Origin of the sequence: Micromonospora sp. NBC_01412, assembly GCF_045040215.1 — a bacterium.
Lineage (GTDB): Bacteria > Actinomycetota > Actinomycetes > Mycobacteriales > Micromonosporaceae > Micromonospora > Micromonospora rubida.
In genome coordinates this window covers 2,232,672-2,252,247 of record NZ_CP109528.1, presented here as the reverse complement: position 1 = coordinate 2,252,247, position 19,576 = coordinate 2,232,672, and the positions used below count along the sequence as shown (strand labels likewise).

The window sequence follows — 19,576 nt, the reverse complement described above, 5'->3', positions numbered from 1 at the left end:
ACAAATGGACAGGCAAGTCAAGGGGATCCTGGGCGCAAAGCTCGGCATGACCCAGGTCTGGGACAACAACCGTGTTGTCCCGGTGACCGTGGTTCAGGCCGGCCCGTGCGTCATCAGCCAGGTTCGTAGCGCCGAGAAGGACGGTTACTCCGCAGTCCAGCTCGCCTACGGCACGATCGACCCGCGCAAGGTGAAGAAGCCGGTCAGCGGGCACTACGCGAAGGCGGACGTGGCGCCGCGCCGACACATCGTCGAGCTGCGCACCGCGGACGCCGCGGACTACTCGCTGGGCCAGGAGGTCACGGTCGAGCAGTTCCCGGTCGGCGTCAGCATCGACGTCACAGGCAGGACCAAGGGCAAGGGCTACGCCGGCCCGATGAAGCGGCACGGCTTCCACGGTCTGCGCGCCAGCCACGGTGTCGAGCGTAAGCACCGCTCGCCCGGCTCGATCGGCGCCTGCGCCACCCCGGGTCGCGTCTTCAAGGGCACCCGGATGGCCGGCCGGATGGGTGGCGTGCGCTACACCGTCCAGAACCTGACCGTCCAGGCGGTCGACACCGAGAACAACCTCCTGCTCGTCCGTGGGGCCATTCCCGGTCCCAAGGGCGCGCTGGTCCTGGTCCGCAACGCGGCCAAGACCAAGGTGAAGAAGGGCGGTGTGGCCAAGTGACCACCGTTGACGTCCTCAACGTCGAAGGCGCCAAGAGCAGCTCCGTCGAGCTGCCGGCCGACATCTTCGACGTCCAGGCCAACCTCGCGCTGATGCACCAGGTCGTGGTGGCCCAGCTCGCGGCAGCCCGGCAGGGCACGCACAAGGCCAAGACCCGCGGCGAGGTCGCCGGCGGCGGCAAGAAGCCGTACAAGCAGAAGGGCACCGGTCGGGCCCGTCAGGGCTCGATCCGCGCTCCGCAGTTCGCCGGCGGTGGCGTGGTCCACGGCCCGGTGCCGCGTGACTACAGCCAGCGGACCCCGAAGAAGATGAAGGCCGCCGCCCTGCGTGGCGCTCTCTCCGACCGGGCCCGCGCTGGCCAGGTGCACGTCGTCGAGGCATTCGTCTCGGGCGAGAAGCCGTCGACCAAGGCCGCCCTGGCCACGCTGGTCAAGCTGACCGAGGCCAACCGGGTCCTGGTCGTGCTGAGCAGCAGCACCGACGAGCTGAACTGGGTGTCGCTGCGCAATGAGCCGCGGGTGCACCTGATCGAGGCCGGCCAGCTCAACACGTACGACGTGCTGGTGGCCGACGACGTGGTCTTCACCAAGGACGCCCTGGACGAGTTCCTGGGTGTTCCCGCCGAGACCACCGAGGAGGGTGGCAAGTGAGCACGATCGCCGATCCGCGGGACATCATCGTCGCGCCGGTCGTCTCGGAGAAGAGCTACAGCGAGCTGAACCGGAACTGGTACACCTTCCTGGTGCGCCCGGACGCCAACAAGACTGAGATCAAGATCGCTATCCAGCAGATCTTCAACGTCCGCGTCCTGACGGTCAACACGCTCAACCGCGAGGGTAAGCGCAAGCGCACGAAGACCGGTTTCGGTCAGCGCAAGGCCACCAAGCGGGCGATCGTGAAGCTGGCTGACGGTGACCGTATCGAGGCCTTCGGCGGCCCGGTCAGCTGAGGGGTGTAGACAATGGCTATCCGTAAATACAAGCCGACGACGCCGGGCCGGCGTGGCTCGAGCGTCGCCGACTTCGCCGAGATCACCCGGTCGAAGCCCGAGAAGTCGCTGCTGGCGCCGCTGCCGAAAAAGGGCGGGCGTAACGTCCACGGCCGGATCACCACCCGGCACCACGGTGGCGGCCACAAGCGCCAGTACCGTCTGATCGACTTCAAGCGGGTCGACAAGGACGGCGTTCCGGCGAAGGTCGCGCACATCGAGTACGACCCGAACCGCACCGCGCGCATCGCGCTGCTGCACTACGCCGACGGCGAGAAGCGCTACATCCTCGCGCCGAAGGACCTGAAGCAGGGCGACGCGGTCGAGTCCGGCCCGGGTGCCGACATCAAGCCGGGTAACAACCTGCCGCTGCGTAACATCCCGGTCGGTACCACCATCCACAACGTGGAGCTGCGTCCGGGCGGCGGCGCCAAGCTGGCCCGCTCGGCCGGCGTCGGCGTCCAGCTGCTCGGCCGGGAGGGCGTGTACGCCACCCTGCGTCTGCCGTCCGGTGAGATCCGGCGGGTCGACGTGCGGTGTCGCGCCAGCGTCGGCGAGATCGGCAACGCCGACCAGTCGAACATCAACTGGGGCAAGGCCGGCCGGATGCGGTGGAAGGGCCGACGCCCGACCGTCCGAGGTGTCGCCATGAACCCGGTCGACCACCCGCACGGTGGCGGTGAGGGTAAGACCTCAGGTGGCCGTCACCCGGTCAACCCGCAGGGTAAGCCCGAGGGCCGCACCCGTCGCAAGGGCCAGCCGAGTGACCGGCTGATCGTTCGCCGCCGCTACGCCACGCGTAAGCGCGGCTGAGGGAGATAAGACATGCCTCGTAGCCTGAAGAAGGGCCCGTTCGTCGACGACCACCTGCTCAAGAAGGTGGAGACGCAGAACGACAAGGGCACGAAGAACGTCATCAAGACCTGGTCGCGGCGCTCGACGATCATCCCCGAGATGCTCGGCCACACGATCGCTGTGCATGACGGACGCAAGCACGTCCCGGTGTTCGTTACCGAGGCGATGGTCGGGCACAAGCTCGGCGAGTTCGCGCTGACCCGCACGTTCAAGGGTCACGAGAAGGACGACCGGAAGAGCCGCCGGCGCTGACGCCGCGGGCATACGGATAGAGGAACAAGGGGTTACAGCGATGCCAGGAAAGGGCGACGCTCCGGTGCTTCCGGGCGCGCGGGCGATTGCGCGGCACGTGCGCATCTCGCCAATGAAGGCGCGCCGGGTGGTCAACCTCGTCCGCGGCCTGCCCGCGAAGGAGGCGCTCACGGTGCTGCAGTTCGCGCCGCAGGCTGCGAGCGAGCAGGTGTACAAGGTGCTCGCGAGCGCGATCGCGAACGCGGAGAACAATGAGCGGCTGGACCCCGACGCGCTGCTCGTCAGCGAGGCATTCGTCGACGAGGGCCCGACGATGAAGCGGTTCCGGCCGCGGGCGCAGGGCCGGGCGTACCGGATCCGCAAGCGGACCTGCCACATCACTGTGGCGGTCGAGGCGGTCGCGCCGGCTGCGCCGAAGAAGTCCGCGGCGAAGAAGGTCGCCCCGGCGAAGCAGGCTGAGGCCGCTGAGACGGAGAGCAAGACGGAGGGCGCCGAGTAATGGGTCAGAAGGTTCACCCCACTGGGTTCCGGCTCGGCATCTCGACCGACTGGAAGTCCCGCTGGTTCGCGGACAAGCTCTACAAGGACTACATCGGCGAAGATGTCAAGATTCGCCGGATGATGTCCAAGGGCCTCGAGCGCGCCGGCATCTCCAAGGTCGACATCGAGCGCACCCGGGACCGGGTCCGCGTCGACATCCACACCGCCCGGCCGGGCATTGTCATCGGCCGGAAGGGTGCGGAGGCCGACCGGATCCGCGGCGAGCTGGAGAAGCTCACCAGCAAGCAGGTGCAGCTGAACATCATCGAGGTGAAGAACCCCGAGTCGGACGCGCAGCTGGTTGCCCAGGGCGTCGCCGAGCAGCTCTCCAGCCGGGTCAGCTTCCGTCGGGCGATGCGCAAGGCGATGCAGTCGGCGATGAAGAACCCGGTGTGCAAGGGCATCCGGGTCCAGGTCTCGGGTCGCCTCGGCGGCGCCGAGATGAGCCGGACCGAGTTCTACCGCGAGGGTCGCGTCCCGCTGCACACGCTGCGGGCCAACATCGAGTACGGCTTCTTCGAGGCCCGTACCACCTTCGGCCGCATCGGCGTGAAGGTCTGGATCTACAAGGGCGACGCGGTGCCGGGTCGGGAGACCCCGGCCGAGGCGCCGTCGCGCCCGCGTCGTGAACGTGCCGACCGCCCCGAGCGTCCGCGCCGTGGTCGGTCCGGTTCGTCCGGCACGACGGCCGGTGGCACCGAGGCCGGCCGGGCTGCCGCGACCACCATCGCGCAGCAGGCTGAGACGCCGAGCGGCGAGCCGATCGACAGCGCTGCTGTCGCCTCGGTCGCTTCGACTCCGGCAGAAACGCAGCAGGAGGGCTGACAGATGCTGATGCCGCGCAAGCCCCCGAAGGGCTTCCGCAAGCCGCACCACCCGGACCGCAGTGGCGCGTCCAAGGGTGGCAACCGCGTGGTGTTCGGCGAGTTCGGGATCCAGGCTCTCGAGCCGGCGTACGTGACGAACCGGCAGATCGAGTCGGCGCGTATCGCGATGACCCGCCACATCAAGCGTGGCGGTAAGGTCTGGATCTCGATCTTCCCGGACCAGGCCCTGACCAAGAAGCCGGCCGAGACCCGGATGGGTTCCGGTAAGGGCTCGCCCGAGTGGTGGGTCGCCAACGTCAAGCCGGGGCGGATCCTCTTCGAGATGTCGTTCCCCAACGAGCAGACCGCGCGAGAAGCGATGCGTCGCGCGATCCACAAGCTCCCGATGAAGTGCCGAATTGTTACGCGCGAAGTGGGTGAATCCTGATGGCAGCGGGCGTTAAGGCCTCCGAGCTGCGTGAGCACTCCGACGAGGAGCTGGTCACGAAGCTGCGCGAGGCCAAGGCGGAGCTGTTCAACCTCCGCGTGCAGGGCGCAACCGGGCAGCTGGACAACAACCGGCGGTTGCAGGTCATCCGTCGGGAGATCGCCCGGATCTACACGATCATGCGTGAGCGCGAGTTGGGTCTCTCCGCCGCGCCGACTGAGGTGACTGCATCATGAGCGAGAACACCACCACCGCCGAAGCGCGGGCCCGCCGCAAGGTGCGTGAGGGCCTCGTGGTCAGCGACAAGATGGACAAGACCGTCGTGGTCGAGGTCGAGGACCGGGTCAGGCACGCGCTGTACGGCAAGATCATGCGCCGTACCCGCAAGCTGAAGGTGCACGACGAGCAGAACGCCGCCGGCATCGGCGACCGGGTTCTGATCATGGAAACCCGGCCGCTGTCCGCCACGAAGCGTTGGCGGATCGTGGAGATCCAGGAAAAGGCCAAGTAGCGAAGGCTCGATCTCGCCCGGCTTCAGTCGGGCGCGGGTTCCGCCAGGCTCCGGCTGCGGCAATGCGGCCGGAGAACCGGCAGACATAGGAGATAGACGTGATTCAGCAGGAGTCGCGACTGCGCGTCGCCGACAACACGGGTGCCCGGGAGATCCTGTGCATCCGGGTTCTCGGGGGCTCCGGTCGGCGCTACGCGAGCATCGGCGACGTCATCGTGGCCACGGTCAAGGACGCGATCCCGGGTGCCGGTGTGAAGAAGGGCGACGTCGTCAAGGCCGTCATCGTCCGCACCGCCAAGGAGCGGCGGCGGCCGGACGGCTCGTACATCCGCTTCGACGAGAACGCCGCCGTCATCATCAAGGACGGTGGGGACCCGCGTGGTACCCGTATCTTCGGCCCGGTGGGCCGGGAGCTGCGGGACAAGCGGTTCATGAAGATTATTTCCCTCGCGCCGGAGGTGTTGTGACCGTGAAGGTCAAGAAGGGCGACACGGTCGTCGTCATCGCCGGCAAGGACAAGGGTGCCAAGGGCAAGGTCATCGCGTCCTACCCACGGCAGGACAAGATCCTGGTCGAGGGCGTGAACCGGGTCAAGAAGCACACCCGTATCAGCACCACCCAGCGTGGCGCCAAGACCGGTGGCATCGTCACCCAGGAAGCCCCGATCCACGTCTCCAACGTGCAGGTCCTGGATTCCGAGGGGAACCCGACCCGCGTCGGGTACCGCTTCGACGACAACGGCCAGAAGGTCCGAATCGCGCGCAGCACCGGTAAGGACCTGTGATGACCACGGCTACCGAAACCAAGACCATGCCGCGCCTCAAGGAGCGGTACCGCAACGAGATCGTGGCCAAGCTGCAGGAGCAGCACAGCTTCGGCAACCCCATGCAGGTGCCGCGGCTGGTCAAGATCGTCGTCAACATGGGTGTCGGCGAGGCCGCCCGGGACGCCAAGCTGATCGACGGCGCCGTCCGGGACCTGGCCACCATCACCGGCCAGAAGCCGCAGGTGCGGCGGGCGACCAAGTCCATCGCGCAGTTCAAGCTCCGCGAGGGCATGCCGATCGGCGCGAAGGTCACCCTGCGCGGCGACCGGATGTGGGAGTTCCTGGACCGTCTGCTGTCCATCGCCCTGCCCCGTATCCGCGACTTCCGCGGTCTGGACGGGCGCAAGCTCGACGGGCACGGCAACTACACGTTCGGTCTGACCGAGCAGTCGGTGTTCCACGAGATCGACCAGGACAAGATCGATCGCCAGCGGGGCATGGACATCACGGTGGTCACGACCGCCACGACCGACGACGAGGGCCGGGCGCTGCTCAAGCTCCTGGGCTTCCCGTTCAAGGAGAACTGAGATGGCCAAGAAGGCGCTGATCCTCAAGGCGGCCGCGAAGCCGAAGTTCTCGGTTCGCGCGTACACCCGCTGCCAGCGGTGCGGGCGTCCCAAGGCGGTCTACCGCAAGTTCGGTCTCTGCCGGATCTGCATCCGGGAGATGGCCCACCGCGGTGAACTGCCGGGCGTGTCCAAGGCTTCCTGGTAAGGGTGACCGCGCCCCGGCTGCCGGCCGGGGCCCCTTGCACCGATCATGTATTGCTCTTCGCCGTAGGCCCGGGGCTCACCGCCCCGGGAACCCCGGCGAGAAAGGCTGACGAAATCCATGACGATGACCGACCCGATCGCAGACATGCTCACGCGTCTGCGTAACGCCAACCAGGCGTACCACGACCGGGTGACGATGCCCTACTCCAAGATCAAGGCGAACATCGCCGAGGTCCTGAAGACCGAGGGTTACATCGCCACCTGGTCGGTCGAGGAGCCCGAGGAGGGCGCCGTCGGCAAGCGACTGGTCGTCGAGCTGAAGTACGGCCAGAGCCGCGAGCGGAGCCTGGCCGGCATCAAGCGCGTGTCCAAGCCCGGTCTCCGGGTGTACGCCAAGTCGGACGGGCTCCCGCGGGTGCTCGGCGGGCTGGGCGTGGCGATCATTTCGACGTCCCAGGGGCTGCTCACCGACCGGCAGGCCCGCAAGCGGAGCGTTGGCGGGGAAGTCCTCGCCTTCGTCTGGTAACGGGAGACAGGTAGAAATGTCGCGTATTGGACGTAAGTCGATCCCGGTGCCTGCCGGCGTCGACATCACGATCGACGGCCAGACCGTCAAGGTCAAGGGCCCGAAGGGCGAGCTGTCGCACACGCTCGCCGAGCCCATCACGGCGGAGCGCGCCGAGGACGGCCAGTTGCACGTCAACCGGCCGAATGACGAGCGCAAGGCCAAGGAGCTGCACGGCCTGAGCCGTACGCTGGTCGCCAACATGATCGTCGGCGTGACCGAGGGCTACCGTAAGAGCCTGGAGATCGCCGGCACCGGTTACCGGGTCACGGCCAAGGGCAAGGACCTGGAGTTCGCGCTCGGGTTCTCGCACCCGGTGCTGGTCCCCGCGCCGGACGGCATCACCTTCACGGTGGAGAAGCCGACCGTGTTCCACGTGGCCGGCATCGACAAGCAGCAGGTCGGCGAGATCGCCGCCAACATCCGGAAGATCCGCCCGCCGGAGCCCTACAAGGGCAAGGGCGTCAAGTACCAGGGCGAGGTCATCCGCCGCAAGGCTGGAAAGGCAGGTAAGAAGTGAGCGCCACGCTGCTCAAGCGCCGCCGCGGCGTTGCCGCCAAGCGCGCCGTCGGCCGTGCGCGTCGGCACTTCCGGGTCCGCAAGAACGTCAGCGGCACCACCGAGCGTCCCCGTCTGGTCGTCACCCGGTCGCTGCGCCACGTCGTGGCCCAGATCGTGGACGACACCAAGGGTCACACCCTGGCGTCGGCCTCGACCCTGGACGCCTCGCTGCGCGGCACCGAGGGCGACAAGAGCGCCCTGGCCGGCAAGGTCGGCACTCTGCTCGCCGAGCGGGCCAAGGCTGCCGGCATCTCGAAGGTCGTCTTCGACCGCGGTGGCAACCGGTACGCGGGGCGGGTCGCCGCGCTTGCCGATGCCGCCCGCGAAGCCGGGCTCGAGTTCTAGAAACCCCGTCACGAGAGAGAAGGAAGGCTGCTGATGCCAGGTCAACAGCGCCGTGGCGGCGGGTCCGGTGGCAACGAGGGTGGTCGCCGCGACAACCGCCGTGAGGGCGGCCGCGGAAACGCGCCCGTCGAGAAGACCCCGCACCTCGAGCGGGTCGTCGCGATCAACCGCGTCGCCAAGGTCGTGAAGGGTGGTCGTCGTTTCAGCTTCACCGCCCTGGTGATCGTGGGCGACGGCGACGGCACCGTCGGCGTGGGTTACGGAAAGGCCAAGGAGGTGCCTGCGGCGATCGCCAAGGGCGTCGAGGAGGCCAAGAAGCACTTCTTCAAGGTGCCGCGGATCGGTAAGTCGATCCCGCACCCGATCACGGGTGAGGCCGCCGCCGGCGTGGTGCTGCTCAAGCCGGCCTCGGCCGGTACGGGCGTCATCGCCGGTGGGCCGGTGCGTGCCGTGCTGGAGTGCGCCGGCATCCACGACGTGCTCTCCAAGAGCCTCGGGTCGTCGAACCCGATCAACATCGTGCACGCCACGGTGGCCGCGCTGAAGGGGCTCGAGTCCCCGGAGGCCGTCGCGGCCCGTCGTGGCCTGCCGGTCGAGGACGTCGCGCCGGCCGCCATGCTGGCGTCGCGAGCGGGGGTGGCATCCTGATGGCTCGCCTGAAGGTCACCCAGCTCCGGTCCGTGATCGGGACCAAGCACAACCAGCGTGAGTCGCTGCGTTCGCTCGGTCTCAAGCGGATCAACGACGTGGTGGTCAAGGAGGACCGGCCGGAGATCCGGGGCATGATCTTCGCGGTCAACCACCTCGTGAAGGTCGAGGAGGTCGAGTAATGACGATCAAGGTCCACCACCTGCGCCCGGCGCCCGGTGCCAAGACCGCGAAGACCCGTGTGGGTCGCGGTGAGGGCTCCAAGGGCAAGACCGCCGGTCGCGGCACGAAGGGCTCCAAGGCCCGCAAGAACATCTCGGCAGCGTTCGAGGGTGGGCAGATGCCCATCCACATGCGCCTTCCGAAGATGAAGGGCTTCAAGAACAAGTTCAAGGTGGTCTTCCAGGTGGTCAACCTGGACAGGCTCGCCGAGCTGTTCCCGAACGGCGGCCAGGTCGGCCCGCTGGAGCTGGTTGAGGCCGGCGCGGTCCGCAAGGGCCAGCCGGTCAAGGTCCTCGGCACCGGCGACCTGAGCGGCGTGTCCATCCAGGTGTCGGCGCACGCGTTCAGCGCGTCGGCCAAGGAGAAGATCACCGCTGCCGGTGGCTCCGTCACCGAGCTGTAGGGCAGAAACCCTGGCGCCCGCTCAGTTGTCTGTGACTGGGCGGGCGCCACGGTCTACCCCGAACGTGTGCACCGGGTAATATCGGATTCGGTTTATGTAGCCGGGCACACCTGCCCAGACAGGGATCGGGCTGTTAGAGTCCCATCCCAGCTATGGATATCGGGCACTCGCCCGGCACCCACCCCGACCCGCCAGGGACCATCACCGGCGGCCCGCCTCGCGCAGGAGGAAGAAAGTTGCTGTCCGCCTTTCTCAGTGCGTTCCGTACGCCTGACCTGCGCAAGAAGCTGCTGTTTACGGTAGGCATCATCGCGGTCTACCGGCTGGGCGCGACCCTGCCCAGCCCAGGTGTCTCGTACGGCAACGTGCAGAAGTGTCTCGACACCCTCCAGGGCAGCTCGACGGGCGTGCTGAACCTGCTCGACCTCTTCTCCGGCGGGGCGCTGCTCCAGCTCTCGGTCTTCGCGCTGGGCATTATGCCCTACATCACAGCGTCGATCATCCTGCAGCTGCTCACCGTGGTCATCCCGCGGTTGGAGCAGCTCCGCAAGGAGGGCCAGGCCGGCCAGGCGAAGATCACCCAGTACACCCGCTACCTCACCCTCGGCCTGGGCATCCTCCAGTCGTCGGCGTTCGTGGCGCTGGCCCGCTCCGGGCAGCTCTTCCAGAACCGGTGCGACCAGTTCCCGATCGTCCCCGAGGGCACCGGCATCCCGAACTGGCTGACGCTGTCCATCCTGGTCATGACGATGACCGCCGGCACGGGCATGGTGATGTGGCTCGGCGAGCTGATCACCGACCGGGGCGTCGGCAACGGCATGTCGGTGCTGATCTTCACCTCCATCGCGGCCCGCCTCCCCAGTGAGGGCTGGAAGATCAAGACTCAGCAGGGCTGGGGCAAGTTCTTCCTGGTGCTCGCGCTGGTCCTGGTGGTCATCACCGCCGTCACCTTCATCGAGCAGGCACAGCGCCGGATCCCGGTGCAGTACGCCAAGCGGATGATCGGCCGGCGGATGTACGGCGGCACCTCGACCTACATCCCGCTGAAGGTCAACCAGGCGGGTGTCATCCCGGTCATCTTCGCCTCGTCGCTGCTCTACCTGCCACAGCTGGCGCTCCAGTTCTTCGACCAGAACAACCCGGGCAAGACCCAGGCCTGGATCCAGAACAACGTGGTCGACCCGTCGAAGCCGCTGTACATCGTGACCTACTTCCTGTTGATCATCTTCTTCACGTACTTCTACGTGTCGATCACGTTCAACCCGACCGAGGTCGCGGACAACATGAAGAAGTACGGCGGCTTCGTGCCGGGCATCCGCCCCGGCAAGCCGACCGCCGACTACCTCGACTTCATCCTCAGCCGGATCACCCTGCCGGGCGCGCTCTACCTGGGGATCGTGGCGGTCCTGCCGAACTTCTTCTTCATCTGGCTGAACAGCCAGCAGTTCCAGAACTTCCCGTTCGGCGGCACCGCTGTGCTCATCATGGTCGGCGTCGGTCTGGAGACCGTGAAGCAGATCGAGAGCCAACTCATGCAGCGGAACTACGAAGGGTTCCTGCGGTAGATGCGACTCGTTCTGGTTGGCCCGCCGGGCGCGGGCAAGGGCACACAGGCGGAGTTCATCGCCGCGCACCTCTCGGTGCCGAAGATCTCGACCGGTGACATCTTCCGGGCGAACGTCTCCCAGGGCACGCCCCTGGGCATCGAGGCCAAGCGGTACATGGACGCCGGCAAGCTGGTCCCGGACGAGGTGACCATCAACATGGTCCGGGACCGGCTCGCCGAGCCGGACGCCAGCGAGGGCTTCCTGCTCGACGGCTTCCCGCGCACCACGCCGCAGGCCGCCGCGCTGGACAAGCTGCTCGCCGACCTCGGCACCGCGCTGGATCTGGTGCTGGAGCTGGTCGTCGACGACGACGAGGTGATCCGGCGGCTCTCCGGCCGGCGTACCTGCCGGGGCTGCGGGAAGATCTGGCACGTCGAGTTCGACGCGACGACCCGGGACGACATCTGCGACCGCTGCGGCGCGGAGCTGTTCCAGCGCGACGACGACAAGCCGGAGACCATCGCCGCCCGGCTGCGGGAGTACGCCGAGAAGACCGCGCCGCTGGTGGACTACTACGGCGCCCAGGGCAAGCTCGTGGGCATCGACGCCACCGGCCCGGTGGAGGACGTCACCGTCCGCGCCATCGACGCCCTCCGCTCGTACGGCGGCTGACGACCGCCGGGGCTCCGGCGGCTAGAGTGCGAACAGCGGGGTACGTTCGACGTGCCCCGCTGCTCCGCGCGACGAAAGGTAACGGCTCCATGCGTCGTCCCCAGCTGGACATCCAGCTGAAGACCCCCGACCAGATCGAGATGATGCGCGCCGCCGGGCTGGTGGTCGCCGAGGCGCTGCGTCGGATGCGGGAGGCGGTCGCCCCCGGGGTCAGCACCGCCGACCTGGACGCGATCGCCGAGTCGACGATCCGGGAGGCCGGCGCGGTTCCCTCGTTCAAGGGCTACCACGGCTTCCCCGCCTCGATCTGCTCGTCGGTCAACGAGCAGGTGGTGCACGCCATCCCGTCGCCCACCCAGGTGCTCCGCGAGGGCGATCTGATCTCGATCGACTGCGGCGCGGTGCTGAACGGCTGGCACGGCGACGCGGCGATCACCGTCGGCGTGGGTGAGGTCGACCCGGCGCTGCTGAAGATGGCTGCGGTGGCCGAGGACTCGATGTGGGCCGGGATCGCCGCCGCGGCGCGGGGGGCGGCCAGCGGCAAGGGCCGGCTGACCGACATCTCGCACGCGGTGGAGAACGCGGTCCGCAGGGGCGGCCGGTACGGCATCGTCGACGGGTACGGCGGGCACGGCATCGGCACCGAGATGCACCAGGACCCGCATGTGCTCAACCACGGCCGGCCCGGCAAGGGCCCCCGGCTGGTGCCGGGCATGGCGCTGGCCATCGAGCCGATGATCACCAAGGGCTCGCCGCGCACGGCCGAGCTGGCGGACGGCTGGACGGTCGTCACCCGGGACGGCTCGATGGCGGTGCACGTCGAGCATTCGATGGCGCTGCTGCCCGACGGGGTGTGGGTGCTGACCGCGTTCGACGGGGGCCGGGGGCGCCTCGGCGACCTGGTCACCTCCCGCCAGCCCGCGGACTCGCCGACCCGCTAGCCCCCGGCGGGTTCCGCTGGTCGTCTGCCTGTCCGGCCCTCCGACCCGCTGGGCTCCCACCGCCCCGCCTGAGGCCCGCGCTGTGGCCCCGAGGCGCCTTGGACGCTGGCATGCGGCACCGGCCGGCTCCAGCCCGGCGCTGGCCCGGCTTAAGCCCGACGCGAGGAGCCGGTGGTGGCGGGACGGTGGCATGCTTGCCGGCATGGAGGGACGCGACGGGATGCGGGCCGCCGACGCGGACCGGCAGTTAGTGGCGGACCGGCTGCGGGTGGCCGTCGACGAGGGCCGGCTCGACCTGCACGAGTACGACGAGCGGTTGCAGCGGGCGTACGCCTCGCGCACGTACGGCGAACTGGACGCGCTGGTGACCGATCTGCCGGCGCCGGCCGCCCCGGCAGCGTCGGAGCTCGCAACGGTGCCCGCCGCAGTCCCGCCGGCCGCAGTCCCGCCGGCCGCAGTCCCGTCGGCGGTGGAACGCACCCAGTCGTCGGTTACCGCCCGGTGGCTGGCCGAGGTCTGGCTTCCGTACCTGCGGGTGGTCGCGATCGTGGTGGCAGTTTGGGCGGCGACCTCGATCCTCGCCACCGACCTCCTCTACTTCTGGCCCGCCTGGGTGGCCGGGCCGTGGGGGGCGGCGCTCCTGGTGCGCACGGTCGCCGGCCTCACCGCCGGGGAGCCGCGGCGGTGGGCGGCGGACCAGGATCGGCGGCGTGAACACCGGCTCGCGAAGCGGGCGCGCAAGCGGGAGCGGAAGCTGGCTGCCGCCGCCGAGGAGCACGAGCAGCGGGCGCTGCCGGCCGCAGATGAGCGGCAGCGTCCGGACCGGGTCCCGTCGGCCGCAGATGAGCGTCGGGGGCCGACGGGGGAGTTGCCGGCCGACGATCGGGAACGCCGGCGGGGCGAGGCCGACGCCGAGGTCTGAATGGCCGGTTCTGTCCGGTCCGGCGCACCGATTCCAGCCCGGTTTGGCGACGGCCTGCAAGCGAGCGTAGACTTTCTGATCGGCGCACAGCGTCCACTCCGGCATGCCCATCCTGCGCTTCGGTGGGAGTCGGAGCCGCGGCTGGCTCGGGTCCCGTTCAGTGGTTCGGGGCCCGTGTAAGACGTTGTGGGCCGTCCGGAGCAACCGACGTCAGGACAGCGGAGTACATGCCGAAAAAAGACGGAGCCATCGAGATCGAGGGTCGGGTCATCGAGCCCCTGCCGAACGCCATGTTCCGGGTGGAGCTGGCGAACGGTCACAAGGTGCTGGCTCACATCAGCGGCAAGATGCGGCAGCACTACATCCGCATCCTGCCGGAGGACCGGGTCGTCGTCGAACTCTCGCCGTACGACCTGACCCGCGGGCGCATCGTCTACCGCTACAAGTAAGCGACCTGACGGCGGCCGGGTAGTCCCCGTGTCCGTCTTCGACGTCCGGCGTCGCGTTGTCGCGCGTCTCCGGGCCAGATGGGAAGTAAGGCAACCGTGAAGGTCAAGCCGAGCGTCAAGAGGATCTGCAACAAGTGCCGGGTGATCCGTCGGCACGGCCGGGTCATGGTCATCTGTAGCGACCCGCGCCACAAGCAGCGCCAGGGCTGAACTAGTCCGACCGACCGTGACCACTACTCACGGCCGATCGAACCGGTCCGGGCCGCAGGTCCAGCCAACACATCATCATCTCGTCCCAGCCACGAGTGGTGCGCGTAGCGCGTACCCCTGCGTGGTTGACCCCCGGTCGGAGGCCGGGGCCCGCTCGGGCAGCGGTCGATCCTCCCAGCGCCACGGCGCCGGGCCGACCGGAGTGGGGTGGGGCGGGTGCAGACCTCCGCAGAACACCACAAGGAGTACGCCCGCACATGGCACGTCTAGCCGGCGTGGATCTCCCCCGCGAAAAGCGGATGGAGATCGCGCTCACTTACATCTTCGGCGTGGGTCGTACCCGCGCCCTGGAGACGCTCGCCGCCACCGGCATCTCGCCGGACAAGCGCGCTCGGGACCTCACGGACGAGGAGCTGGTCCAGCTCCGGAACCACATCGAGGGCAATTACAAGGTTGAAGGCGACCTGCGCCGCGAGGTCGCCGCTGACATCCGCCGCAAGGTCGAGATCGGCTGCTACGCCGGCATCCGGCACCGCCGGGGTCTGCCCGTGCGTGGCCAGCGGACCAAGACCAATGCGCGGACCCGCAAGGGCCCGAAGCGGACCGTCGCCGGCAAGAAGAAGCCCGGCAAGAAGTAACTAGGAGCGCACAGACTTATGCCACCGAAGGCTCGTGCCGGAGCCGCTGTCAAGAAGGTCCGGCGCAAGGAACGCAAGAACGTCGCCCACGGGCAGGCGCACATCAAGAGCACCTTCAACAACACCATCGTGTCCATCACGGACCCGACCGGTGCGGTCATCTCCTGGGCCTCCGCCGGCCAGGTCGGTTTCAAGGGCTCGCGCAAGTCGACTCCGTTCGCCGCACAGCTGGCCGCCGAGGCCGCCGCGCGTCGGGCGATGGAGCACGGCATGCGCAAGGTCGACGTGTTCGTCAAGGGCCCCGGCTCCGGCCGGGAGACCGCGATCCGTTCGCTGCAGGCCGTCGGGCTGGAGGTCGGCCAGATCGCCGACGTCACCCCGCAGCCGCACAACGGATGCCGTCAGCCGAAGCGTCGCCGGGTCTGAGAGGTAGAGAGAGATGGCTCGTTACACCGGTGCTGACTGCCGCCGTTGCCGGCGGGAGAAGATGAAGCTGTTCCTCAAGGGCAGCAAGTGCGATGGCCCGAAGTGCCCGTTCGAGTCCCGGCCGTTCCCGCCCGGGCAGCACGGCCGCGGCCGCACGAAGGAGACGGAGTACCTGCTCCAGCTCCGCGAGAAGCAGAAGGCCCGCCGTGTCTACGGCGTGCTGGAGAAGCAGTTCCGCGGTTACTACGAGGAGGCCGTGGGCAAGCAGGCCAAGACCGGCGAGGTCCTCCTGCAGATCCTCGAGTCGCGGCTGGACAACGTCGTTTACCGGGCCGGCTACGCGCACTCGCGTGACATGGCCCGTCAGCTGGTCAAGCACGGCCACTTCACGGTGAACGGCAAGAAGGTCGACATCCCGTCGTTCCGGGTGAAGGAGCACGACATCATCGAGGTTCGGGCCAAGAGCAAGGAGCTCACCCCGTTCATCGTGGCGCAGGCTCAGGCCGGCTCGAGGACGGTCCCGGCATGGCTGGAGGCCATCCCGAGCCAGATGAAGGTTCTCGTGCACTCGCTCCCGGCCCGCCAGGTGATCGACACCCAGGTCCAGGAGCAGCTGATCGTCGAGCTCTACTCCAAGTAGTCGGGCTCGTTGCGGTGGTCCGTCCTGCGGGGCGGACCACCGGAACAGTTTGTGTCGCGGACGTCAAATAGCGGGCGTCCCGGAAGAGAAGAGAAGACATGCTCATCAGCCAGCGACCGTCTCTGTCCGAAGAGTCGATCAACGAGACCCGGTCCCGGTTCACCATCGAGCCGCTGGAGCCGGGCTTCGGCTACACCCTGGGCAACTCGCTGCGGCGTACGCTGCTGTCGTCCATCCCGGGTGCGGCGATTACCTCCATCAAGATCGACGGCGTGCTGCACGAGTTCACCACGATCCCCGGTGTCAAAGAGGACGTGGTCGAGCTCGTCATGAACATCAAGGAGCTGTGCGTCAGCTCCGAGCACGACGAGCCGGTCAGCATGTACCTGCGCAAGCAGGGCCCGGGCGACGTGACGGCGGGCGACATCCAGCCCCCGGCCGGCGTCTCGGTGCACAACCCGGACCTGAAGCTCGCCACCCTCAACGGCAAGGGCCGGCTCGACATGGAGCTGACCGTCGAGCGGGGTCGCGGCTACGTGACCGCGGCGCAGAACAAGCAGTCCGGCGCGGAGATCGGCCGGATCCCGGTCGACTCGATCTACTCGCCGGTGCTGAAGGTTACGTACCGCGTCGAGGCGACCCGGGTCGAGCAGCGGACCGACTTCGACCGGTTGATCATCGACGTCGAGACCAAGCCGTCGATGGGCCCGCGCACCGCGCTGGCCTCCGCCGGTTCGACGCTGGTGGAGCTCTTCGGGCTGGCCCGGGAGCTGGACGAGACCGCCGAGGGCATCGACATCGGGCCGTCCCCGCAGGACGCGCAGCTGGCGGCGGACCTGGCCCTGCCGATCGAGGAGTTGGACCTCACCGTCCGCTCCTACAACTGCCTCAAGCGCGAGGGCATCAACTCCGTCGGTGAGCTCATCGGGCGCACCGAGGCAGACCTCCTCGACATCCGCAACTTCGGCCAGAAGTCGATCGACGAGGTCAAGATGAAGCTGGCCGGGATGGGTCTGGGGCTGAAGGATTCGGCCCCGAACTTCGACCCGGCGAACGTCGTGGACGCCTTCGGTGAGGCCGACTACGACACCGACGACTACCGCGAGACCGAGCAGCTCTAGTCCCCGCTGCCGCCACACCTGAGGAGCACCAAGCATGCCCACGCCCACCAAGGGCCCCCGCCTCGGCGGCAGCCCCGCGCACGAGCGGCTGATGCTGGCCAACCTGGCCACTGCGCTGTTCCAGCACGGCAAGATCAAGACCACCGAGACGAAGGCCCGGCGGCTGCGTCCGCTGGCCGAGCAGCTCATTACCAAGGCCAAGCGGGGCGACCTCGCCGCGCGGCGGCGGGTGCTGGGCGTCGTCAAGGACAAGGACGTGGTCTACTCCCTGTTCGACCAGATCGCGCCCCGGTACGCCAACCGCAACGGTGGCTACACCCGGATCGTGAAGACCGGCCCGCGCAAGGGTGACAACGCTCCGATGGTGGTCATCGAGCTGGTCGAGGAGTTGCAGGTCGCCGAGCCGAAGGCGAACAAGAAGACCGCCGCTCGCAAGGCCGCGCAGCAGGACAAGGTCGAGGCGCTCGCCCCCGCGGAGGAGACCCCGCAGGCGAAGTCCGACGACCAGGACGCCGAGGCGCCGGTGTCGGCGTCCGGCGACACCGACACCGCCCGCGAGGACAGCGACGAGGCCACCGAGAACAAGGCCTGATCAACGGCACCTTCGGGCCCGGCACCCCCACGGGGATGCCGGGCCCGACCCATGAGGAGGTACGCGAGGTGGACGAGCGGACCCGGCTGCGGCTGGACGTCTCGTACGACGGCACGGACTTCTCCGGCTGGGCGGCCCAGCCGACCCGGCGGACGGTGGCCGGCGTGCTCGTGCAGACCCTGGACCTGGTCCTCGGGGCGGGCGTGGCGGCCGGGCTGACCGTGGCCGGGCGGACGGACGCCGGGGTGCACGCCACCGGCCAGGTCTGCCACCTCGATCTGCCCGCCGCCGTGTGGCGCGAGTGGGCGGGCTCGCTGCTGCGCCGGCTGGCCCGGCTGCTTCCCACCGACGTGCGGGTGCGGGCGATGACCGAGGTGCCGGCCGACTTCGACGCCCGCTTCTCGGCGACCTTCCGCCGCTACGAGTACCGGGTGACCGACGCGCGGTTCGGGGCCGAGCCACTGCGCCGGCACGAGGTGCTGGCCTGGCCGAGGCCACTCGACCCGGGCCTGCTCAACGCAGCCGCGGCGGGGCTGGTGGGGGAGCACGACTTCGCCGCGTACTGCCGGCGGAAGGAGAACGCCACCACGCTGCGGGAGGTGACCCGGCTGGACTGGCGGCGCGACCCGGACGGGATCCTGGTCGCCACCGTCCAGGCCGACGCGTTCTGCCAGGCGATGGTCCGCAGCCTGGTCGGGGCGATGCTGGTCGCCGGGGACGGCCGGCGACCGGTGGACTGGCCGGGCGGCCTGCTGACCCGGCGGGAACGGTCCAGCGAGGTGACGGTGGCCCCGGCGTACGGGCTGACCCTGGTCGCCGTCGGCTACCCCGACGACCCGGCCGAGTACGCCCACCGCTCCGACCTCACCCGCCAGCTCCGCGTCTCCACACAGGCCTGAGCCGCGGGTTCCCCGGGCGGCCGGTCAGTCGGTTCCGCCGGGGGCGGCCGTGGCCTGGCCGGTCGAGCCGCCGGTCGCGCGACGCTCCAGCACCTTCTTGTCCAGGTGTAGCTCGATCAGGTCGTACAGGACCTCGCGGACCTTCGGGTCGCCGGCCTTCACGGGCTTGCCGTCGGCCCGGACCACCAGGCAGTACGCGAGGTAGTGGCCGCGTACCTGCCAGCCGACCCGGGAGGGCGCGTCGGTGAGCGCCTCGGTCCCGTCGCCGGCCGGCATGCCGCGGAACCGGCCCTCCCGCCCGTCGAGCAACTCCCGTAGGCGGTCCCGGACGCGCTGGGCGGTGGCCACATCGGTCAGGTTGAACAGCCCTGCGGTGAGCAGGTGCTCCTCGTCGGGGGAGCGCAGGGTGGCCCGGACCACCTGGTTGCAGCCGAGCTGGACGAGCAGGTCGGCGACCTCGCCGGTGGCGGCGGTCGGGCAACTGGCGCTCGACTGGGTCTTGAGCACCGCGTACGGCTCCTCGCCGTCGCCGATGGTCAGTTTCCGGCCGGAAAAGACCTCCTTGGCGGTCAGCGGTGCCCGGTCGGTGTCCCGGGAGTCGATGTCCTGCCGTTCGGTGTGCGACGGCGACGGGGCGGCGGCGGCCGGCAGGCTCGGGGTGCCCTGCGGTTGCGAGGTCCCGTCGGGCAGCAGGGCGGCGCCAGCCAGTCCGCAGAGGGCGAGGAGCACCAGGACCGCCGCGCCGCCGACCAGCACCTGCCAGAGCCGGCCGCCACTTCGGCCGGGTTCCTGGGCCCGCCGGTTGCGGGGGAGGTCCAGCGGCTGGGTGGTGGCGGCAGCCCGGGTGGCCGGCGGGGAGAACGGGGGTGCGCCGCGGGACGGGGCCGGGCCCGGCGGCGGGGCGGGCGGCGGGGCGGGCGGCGCGGGGCGGGCGGCCCGGGGCAGGGACGGCGTCGGGAAGCGGGACGGGGAGGGGCCGGTATGGGCGGGGCCGGCGTCGCCGATCGTCGACAGCTCCGAGCCGGGCCGAGGGCGTCCCTCGAATGCGTCCTCATCGGATTCGTACCGATACACCATGCCGCCCAGACTAGGGCCTATTGTCCCTTTAGGGGGTAATAACGGGATATCGCGGTGCCGGGTCGTTGCCGCCGCCCACCGCGCCATCG

Annotated in this window: 33 protein-coding genes; 32 read left to right on the top strand and 1 reads right to left on the bottom strand. The window is 69.1% G+C overall.

Annotated features, from left to right (window positions below):
• Window positions 1–4 precede the first annotated feature (4 nt).
• From rplC to truA, 32 genes are all read left to right on the top strand, one after another.
• Window positions 5–670 (top strand): 50S ribosomal protein L3, encoded by a 666-nt coding sequence (rplC, locus tag OG617_RS10145; RefSeq protein WP_405100705.1) that lies wholly within the window; start codon window positions 5–7, stop codon window positions 668–670.
• On the top strand, window positions 667–1,320 hold the full coding sequence (rplD, locus tag OG617_RS10140; protein WP_405100703.1) for a 50S ribosomal protein L4: 654 nt from the start codon (window positions 667–669) through the stop codon (window positions 1,318–1,320). The genes rplC and rplD overlap by 4 nt, the downstream gene beginning before the upstream one ends.
• Window positions 1,317–1,619, top strand: a complete 303-nt coding sequence (gene rplW, locus OG617_RS10135) for a 50S ribosomal protein L23 (RefSeq protein WP_161685913.1) — start codon at window positions 1,317–1,319, stop codon at window positions 1,617–1,619. The genes rplD and rplW overlap by 4 nt, the downstream gene beginning before the upstream one ends.
• Window positions 1,620–1,631: 12 nt before the next feature.
• Window positions 1,632–2,471, top strand: coding sequence for a 50S ribosomal protein L2 (gene rplB / locus OG617_RS10130; RefSeq protein ID WP_405100701.1), 840 nt, complete (start codon window positions 1,632–1,634; stop codon window positions 2,469–2,471).
• 12 nt (window positions 2,472–2,483) lie between these two features.
• Window positions 2,484–2,765: a 30S ribosomal protein S19 gene (rpsS, locus tag OG617_RS10125; protein ID WP_161685909.1), complete on the top strand. Its 282-nt coding sequence runs from the start codon at window positions 2,484–2,486 to the stop codon at window positions 2,763–2,765.
• 40 nt (window positions 2,766–2,805) lie between these two features.
• Entirely contained in the window at window positions 2,806–3,264 is a 459-nt protein-coding gene (gene rplV, locus OG617_RS10120; protein WP_161685907.1) for a 50S ribosomal protein L22, read from the top strand.
• Entirely contained in the window at window positions 3,264–4,130 is an 867-nt protein-coding gene (rpsC, locus tag OG617_RS10115; RefSeq protein WP_350881970.1) for a 30S ribosomal protein S3, read from the top strand. The genes rplV and rpsC overlap by 1 nt, the downstream gene beginning before the upstream one ends.
• Before the next feature lie 3 nt (window positions 4,131–4,133).
• A complete protein-coding gene (gene rplP, locus OG617_RS10110; protein WP_161685903.1) occupies window positions 4,134–4,559 on the top strand; it encodes a 50S ribosomal protein L16 in 426 nt (141 codons plus the stop codon).
• Complete coding sequence (rpmC, locus tag OG617_RS10105; RefSeq protein WP_320066523.1) at window positions 4,559–4,795, top strand: 50S ribosomal protein L29; 237 nt, start codon at window positions 4,559–4,561, stop codon at window positions 4,793–4,795. Before rplP ends, rpmC begins: the two co-directional genes overlap by 1 nt.
• Window positions 4,792–5,070 carry a 30S ribosomal protein S17 gene (gene rpsQ, locus OG617_RS10100; protein ID WP_396677146.1) on the top strand — a complete coding sequence of 93 codons (279 nt, stop codon included), beginning with the start codon at window positions 4,792–4,794 and terminating at the stop codon, window positions 5,068–5,070. Before rpmC ends, rpsQ begins: the two co-directional genes overlap by 4 nt.
• A 98-nt stretch (window positions 5,071–5,168) precedes the next feature.
• Complete coding sequence (gene rplN / locus OG617_RS10095) at window positions 5,169–5,537, top strand: 50S ribosomal protein L14 (protein WP_023358185.1); 369 nt, start codon at window positions 5,169–5,171, stop codon at window positions 5,535–5,537.
• Window positions 5,534–5,854, top strand: coding sequence for a 50S ribosomal protein L24 (gene rplX, locus OG617_RS10090; RefSeq protein WP_161685897.1), 321 nt, complete (start codon window positions 5,534–5,536; stop codon window positions 5,852–5,854). The genes rplN and rplX overlap by 4 nt, the downstream gene beginning before the upstream one ends.
• Window positions 5,854–6,423 carry a 50S ribosomal protein L5 gene (gene rplE / locus OG617_RS10085; protein ID WP_117665105.1) on the top strand — a complete coding sequence of 190 codons (570 nt, stop codon included), beginning with the start codon at window positions 5,854–5,856 and terminating at the stop codon, window positions 6,421–6,423. Before rplX ends, rplE begins: the two co-directional genes overlap by 1 nt.
• Before the next feature lies 1 nt (window position 6,424).
• Complete coding sequence (locus OG617_RS10080; protein WP_161685895.1) at window positions 6,425–6,610, top strand: type Z 30S ribosomal protein S14; 186 nt, start codon at window positions 6,425–6,427, stop codon at window positions 6,608–6,610.
• A 117-nt stretch (window positions 6,611–6,727) separates the two neighbouring features.
• Complete coding sequence (gene rpsH / locus OG617_RS10075) at window positions 6,728–7,135, top strand: 30S ribosomal protein S8 (RefSeq protein ID WP_161685893.1); 408 nt, start codon at window positions 6,728–6,730, stop codon at window positions 7,133–7,135.
• A gap of 16 nt (window positions 7,136–7,151) precedes the next feature.
• Window positions 7,152–7,694 (top strand): 50S ribosomal protein L6, encoded by a 543-nt coding sequence (gene rplF / locus OG617_RS10070; RefSeq protein WP_396677142.1) that lies wholly within the window; start codon window positions 7,152–7,154, stop codon window positions 7,692–7,694.
• Window positions 7,691–8,080, top strand: coding sequence for a 50S ribosomal protein L18 (gene rplR / locus OG617_RS10065; RefSeq protein WP_161685888.1), 390 nt, complete (start codon window positions 7,691–7,693; stop codon window positions 8,078–8,080). The genes rplF and rplR overlap by 4 nt, the downstream gene beginning before the upstream one ends.
• A gap of 33 nt (window positions 8,081–8,113) precedes the next feature.
• A complete protein-coding gene (gene rpsE / locus OG617_RS10060; RefSeq protein ID WP_161685886.1) occupies window positions 8,114–8,728 on the top strand; it encodes a 30S ribosomal protein S5 in 615 nt (204 codons plus the stop codon).
• Window positions 8,728–8,910, top strand: coding sequence for a 50S ribosomal protein L30 (gene rpmD / locus OG617_RS10055; RefSeq protein WP_161685884.1), 183 nt, complete (start codon window positions 8,728–8,730; stop codon window positions 8,908–8,910). The genes rpsE and rpmD overlap by 1 nt, the downstream gene beginning before the upstream one ends.
• Window positions 8,910–9,353: a 50S ribosomal protein L15 gene (rplO, locus tag OG617_RS10050; RefSeq protein ID WP_350881959.1), complete on the top strand. Its 444-nt coding sequence runs from the start codon at window positions 8,910–8,912 to the stop codon at window positions 9,351–9,353. Before rpmD ends, rplO begins: the two co-directional genes overlap by 1 nt.
• 236 nt (window positions 9,354–9,589) lie before the next feature.
• Window positions 9,590–10,918 (top strand): preprotein translocase subunit SecY, encoded by a 1,329-nt coding sequence (secY, locus tag OG617_RS10045; protein ID WP_405100693.1) that lies wholly within the window; start codon window positions 9,590–9,592, stop codon window positions 10,916–10,918.
• A complete protein-coding gene (locus OG617_RS10040) occupies window positions 10,919–11,572 on the top strand; it encodes an adenylate kinase (protein WP_396670334.1) in 654 nt (217 codons plus the stop codon). It abuts the gene before it with no gap.
• A gap of 89 nt (window positions 11,573–11,661) precedes the next feature.
• Window positions 11,662–12,513 carry a type I methionyl aminopeptidase gene (gene map, locus OG617_RS10035; RefSeq protein WP_405100690.1) on the top strand — a complete coding sequence of 284 codons (852 nt, stop codon included), beginning with the start codon at window positions 11,662–11,664 and terminating at the stop codon, window positions 12,511–12,513.
• A gap of 202 nt (window positions 12,514–12,715) precedes the next feature.
• Window positions 12,716–13,435, top strand: coding sequence for a DUF1707 domain-containing protein (locus tag OG617_RS10030; protein ID WP_405100688.1), 720 nt, complete (start codon window positions 12,716–12,718; stop codon window positions 13,433–13,435).
• Between the two features lie 227 nt (window positions 13,436–13,662).
• On the top strand, window positions 13,663–13,884 hold the full coding sequence (infA, locus tag OG617_RS10025; protein WP_007073013.1) for a translation initiation factor IF-1: 222 nt from the start codon (window positions 13,663–13,665) through the stop codon (window positions 13,882–13,884).
• 96 nt (window positions 13,885–13,980) lie between these two features.
• Window positions 13,981–14,094 carry a 50S ribosomal protein L36 gene (gene rpmJ / locus OG617_RS10020; protein ID WP_043965539.1) on the top strand — a complete coding sequence of 38 codons (114 nt, stop codon included), beginning with the start codon at window positions 13,981–13,983 and terminating at the stop codon, window positions 14,092–14,094.
• Window positions 14,095–14,351: 257 nt separating this feature from the next.
• Window positions 14,352–14,732 (top strand): 30S ribosomal protein S13, encoded by a 381-nt coding sequence (gene rpsM / locus OG617_RS10015; RefSeq protein ID WP_089012515.1) that lies wholly within the window; start codon window positions 14,352–14,354, stop codon window positions 14,730–14,732.
• An 18-nt stretch (window positions 14,733–14,750) separates the two neighbouring features.
• A complete protein-coding gene (gene rpsK / locus OG617_RS10010; protein ID WP_161685873.1) occupies window positions 14,751–15,158 on the top strand; it encodes a 30S ribosomal protein S11 in 408 nt (135 codons plus the stop codon).
• Window positions 15,159–15,171: 13 nt separating this feature from the next.
• Entirely contained in the window at window positions 15,172–15,798 is a 627-nt protein-coding gene (gene rpsD / locus OG617_RS10005; protein WP_405100685.1) for a 30S ribosomal protein S4, read from the top strand.
• Between the two features lie 98 nt (window positions 15,799–15,896).
• On the top strand, window positions 15,897–16,919 hold the full coding sequence (locus tag OG617_RS10000) for a DNA-directed RNA polymerase subunit alpha (protein WP_161685869.1): 1,023 nt from the start codon (window positions 15,897–15,899) through the stop codon (window positions 16,917–16,919).
• Window positions 16,920–16,953: 34 nt separating this feature from the next.
• Window positions 16,954–17,511 carry a 50S ribosomal protein L17 gene (gene rplQ, locus OG617_RS09995; RefSeq protein ID WP_161685867.1) on the top strand — a complete coding sequence of 186 codons (558 nt, stop codon included), beginning with the start codon at window positions 16,954–16,956 and terminating at the stop codon, window positions 17,509–17,511.
• A gap of 68 nt (window positions 17,512–17,579) precedes the next feature.
• Window positions 17,580–18,410, top strand: coding sequence for a tRNA pseudouridine(38-40) synthase TruA (truA, locus tag OG617_RS09990; RefSeq protein WP_405103604.1), 831 nt, complete (start codon window positions 17,580–17,582; stop codon window positions 18,408–18,410).
• 24 nt (window positions 18,411–18,434) lie between these two features.
• On the opposite strand, the gene OG617_RS09985 is transcribed toward truA, so the two are convergent.
• Window positions 18,435–19,487 carry a hypothetical protein gene (locus OG617_RS09985; RefSeq protein ID WP_405100682.1) on the bottom strand — a complete coding sequence of 351 codons (1,053 nt, stop codon included), beginning with the start codon at window positions 19,485–19,487 and terminating at the stop codon, window positions 18,435–18,437.
• Window positions 19,488–19,576 lie beyond the last annotated feature (89 nt).

What these genes read in the sequence shown, in the direction of transcription:
- rplC (WP_405100705.1), top strand. Translation starts at nt 5, where the DNA reads ATGGACAGGCAAGTCAAGGGGATCCTGGGCGCAAAGCTCGGCATGACC.
- rplB (WP_405100701.1), top strand. Translation starts at nt 1,632, where the DNA reads ATGGCTATCCGTAAATACAAGCCGACGACGCCGGGCCGGCGTGGCTCG.
- rpsS (WP_161685909.1), top strand. Translation starts at nt 2,484, where the DNA reads ATGCCTCGTAGCCTGAAGAAGGGCCCGTTCGTCGACGACCACCTGCTC.
- rplV (WP_161685907.1), top strand. Translation starts at nt 2,806, where the DNA reads ATGCCAGGAAAGGGCGACGCTCCGGTGCTTCCGGGCGCGCGGGCGATT.
- rpsC (WP_350881970.1), top strand. Translation starts at nt 3,264, where the DNA reads ATGGGTCAGAAGGTTCACCCCACTGGGTTCCGGCTCGGCATCTCGACC.
- rplP (WP_161685903.1), top strand. Translation starts at nt 4,134, where the DNA reads ATGCTGATGCCGCGCAAGCCCCCGAAGGGCTTCCGCAAGCCGCACCAC.
- rpmC (WP_320066523.1), top strand. Translation starts at nt 4,559, where the DNA reads ATGGCAGCGGGCGTTAAGGCCTCCGAGCTGCGTGAGCACTCCGACGAG.
- rpsQ (WP_396677146.1), top strand. Translation starts at nt 4,792, where the DNA reads ATGAGCGAGAACACCACCACCGCCGAAGCGCGGGCCCGCCGCAAGGTG.
- rplE (WP_117665105.1), top strand. Translation starts at nt 5,854, where the DNA reads ATGACCACGGCTACCGAAACCAAGACCATGCCGCGCCTCAAGGAGCGG.
- OG617_RS10080 (WP_161685895.1), top strand. Translation starts at nt 6,425, where the DNA reads ATGGCCAAGAAGGCGCTGATCCTCAAGGCGGCCGCGAAGCCGAAGTTC.
- rpsH (WP_161685893.1), top strand. Translation starts at nt 6,728, where the DNA reads ATGACGATGACCGACCCGATCGCAGACATGCTCACGCGTCTGCGTAAC.
- rplF (WP_396677142.1), top strand. Translation starts at nt 7,152, where the DNA reads ATGTCGCGTATTGGACGTAAGTCGATCCCGGTGCCTGCCGGCGTCGAC.
- rpsE (WP_161685886.1), top strand. Translation starts at nt 8,114, where the DNA reads ATGCCAGGTCAACAGCGCCGTGGCGGCGGGTCCGGTGGCAACGAGGGT.
- rpmD (WP_161685884.1), top strand. Translation starts at nt 8,728, where the DNA reads ATGGCTCGCCTGAAGGTCACCCAGCTCCGGTCCGTGATCGGGACCAAG.
- rplO (WP_350881959.1), top strand. Translation starts at nt 8,910, where the DNA reads ATGACGATCAAGGTCCACCACCTGCGCCCGGCGCCCGGTGCCAAGACC.
- OG617_RS10040 (WP_396670334.1), top strand. Translation starts at nt 10,919, where the DNA reads ATGCGACTCGTTCTGGTTGGCCCGCCGGGCGCGGGCAAGGGCACACAG.
- map (WP_405100690.1), top strand. Translation starts at nt 11,662, where the DNA reads ATGCGTCGTCCCCAGCTGGACATCCAGCTGAAGACCCCCGACCAGATC.
- OG617_RS10030 (WP_405100688.1), top strand. Translation starts at nt 12,716, where the DNA reads ATGGAGGGACGCGACGGGATGCGGGCCGCCGACGCGGACCGGCAGTTA.
- infA (WP_007073013.1), top strand. Translation starts at nt 13,663, where the DNA reads ATGCCGAAAAAAGACGGAGCCATCGAGATCGAGGGTCGGGTCATCGAG.
- rpsM (WP_089012515.1), top strand. Translation starts at nt 14,352, where the DNA reads ATGGCACGTCTAGCCGGCGTGGATCTCCCCCGCGAAAAGCGGATGGAG.
- rpsK (WP_161685873.1), top strand. Translation starts at nt 14,751, where the DNA reads ATGCCACCGAAGGCTCGTGCCGGAGCCGCTGTCAAGAAGGTCCGGCGC.
- rpsD (WP_405100685.1), top strand. Translation starts at nt 15,172, where the DNA reads ATGGCTCGTTACACCGGTGCTGACTGCCGCCGTTGCCGGCGGGAGAAG.
- OG617_RS10000 (WP_161685869.1), top strand. Translation starts at nt 15,897, where the DNA reads ATGCTCATCAGCCAGCGACCGTCTCTGTCCGAAGAGTCGATCAACGAG.
- rplQ (WP_161685867.1), top strand. Translation starts at nt 16,954, where the DNA reads ATGCCCACGCCCACCAAGGGCCCCCGCCTCGGCGGCAGCCCCGCGCAC.
- OG617_RS09985 (WP_405100682.1), bottom strand. Translation starts at nt 19,487, where the DNA reads ATGGTGTATCGGTACGAATCCGATGAGGACGCATTCGAGGGACGCCCT.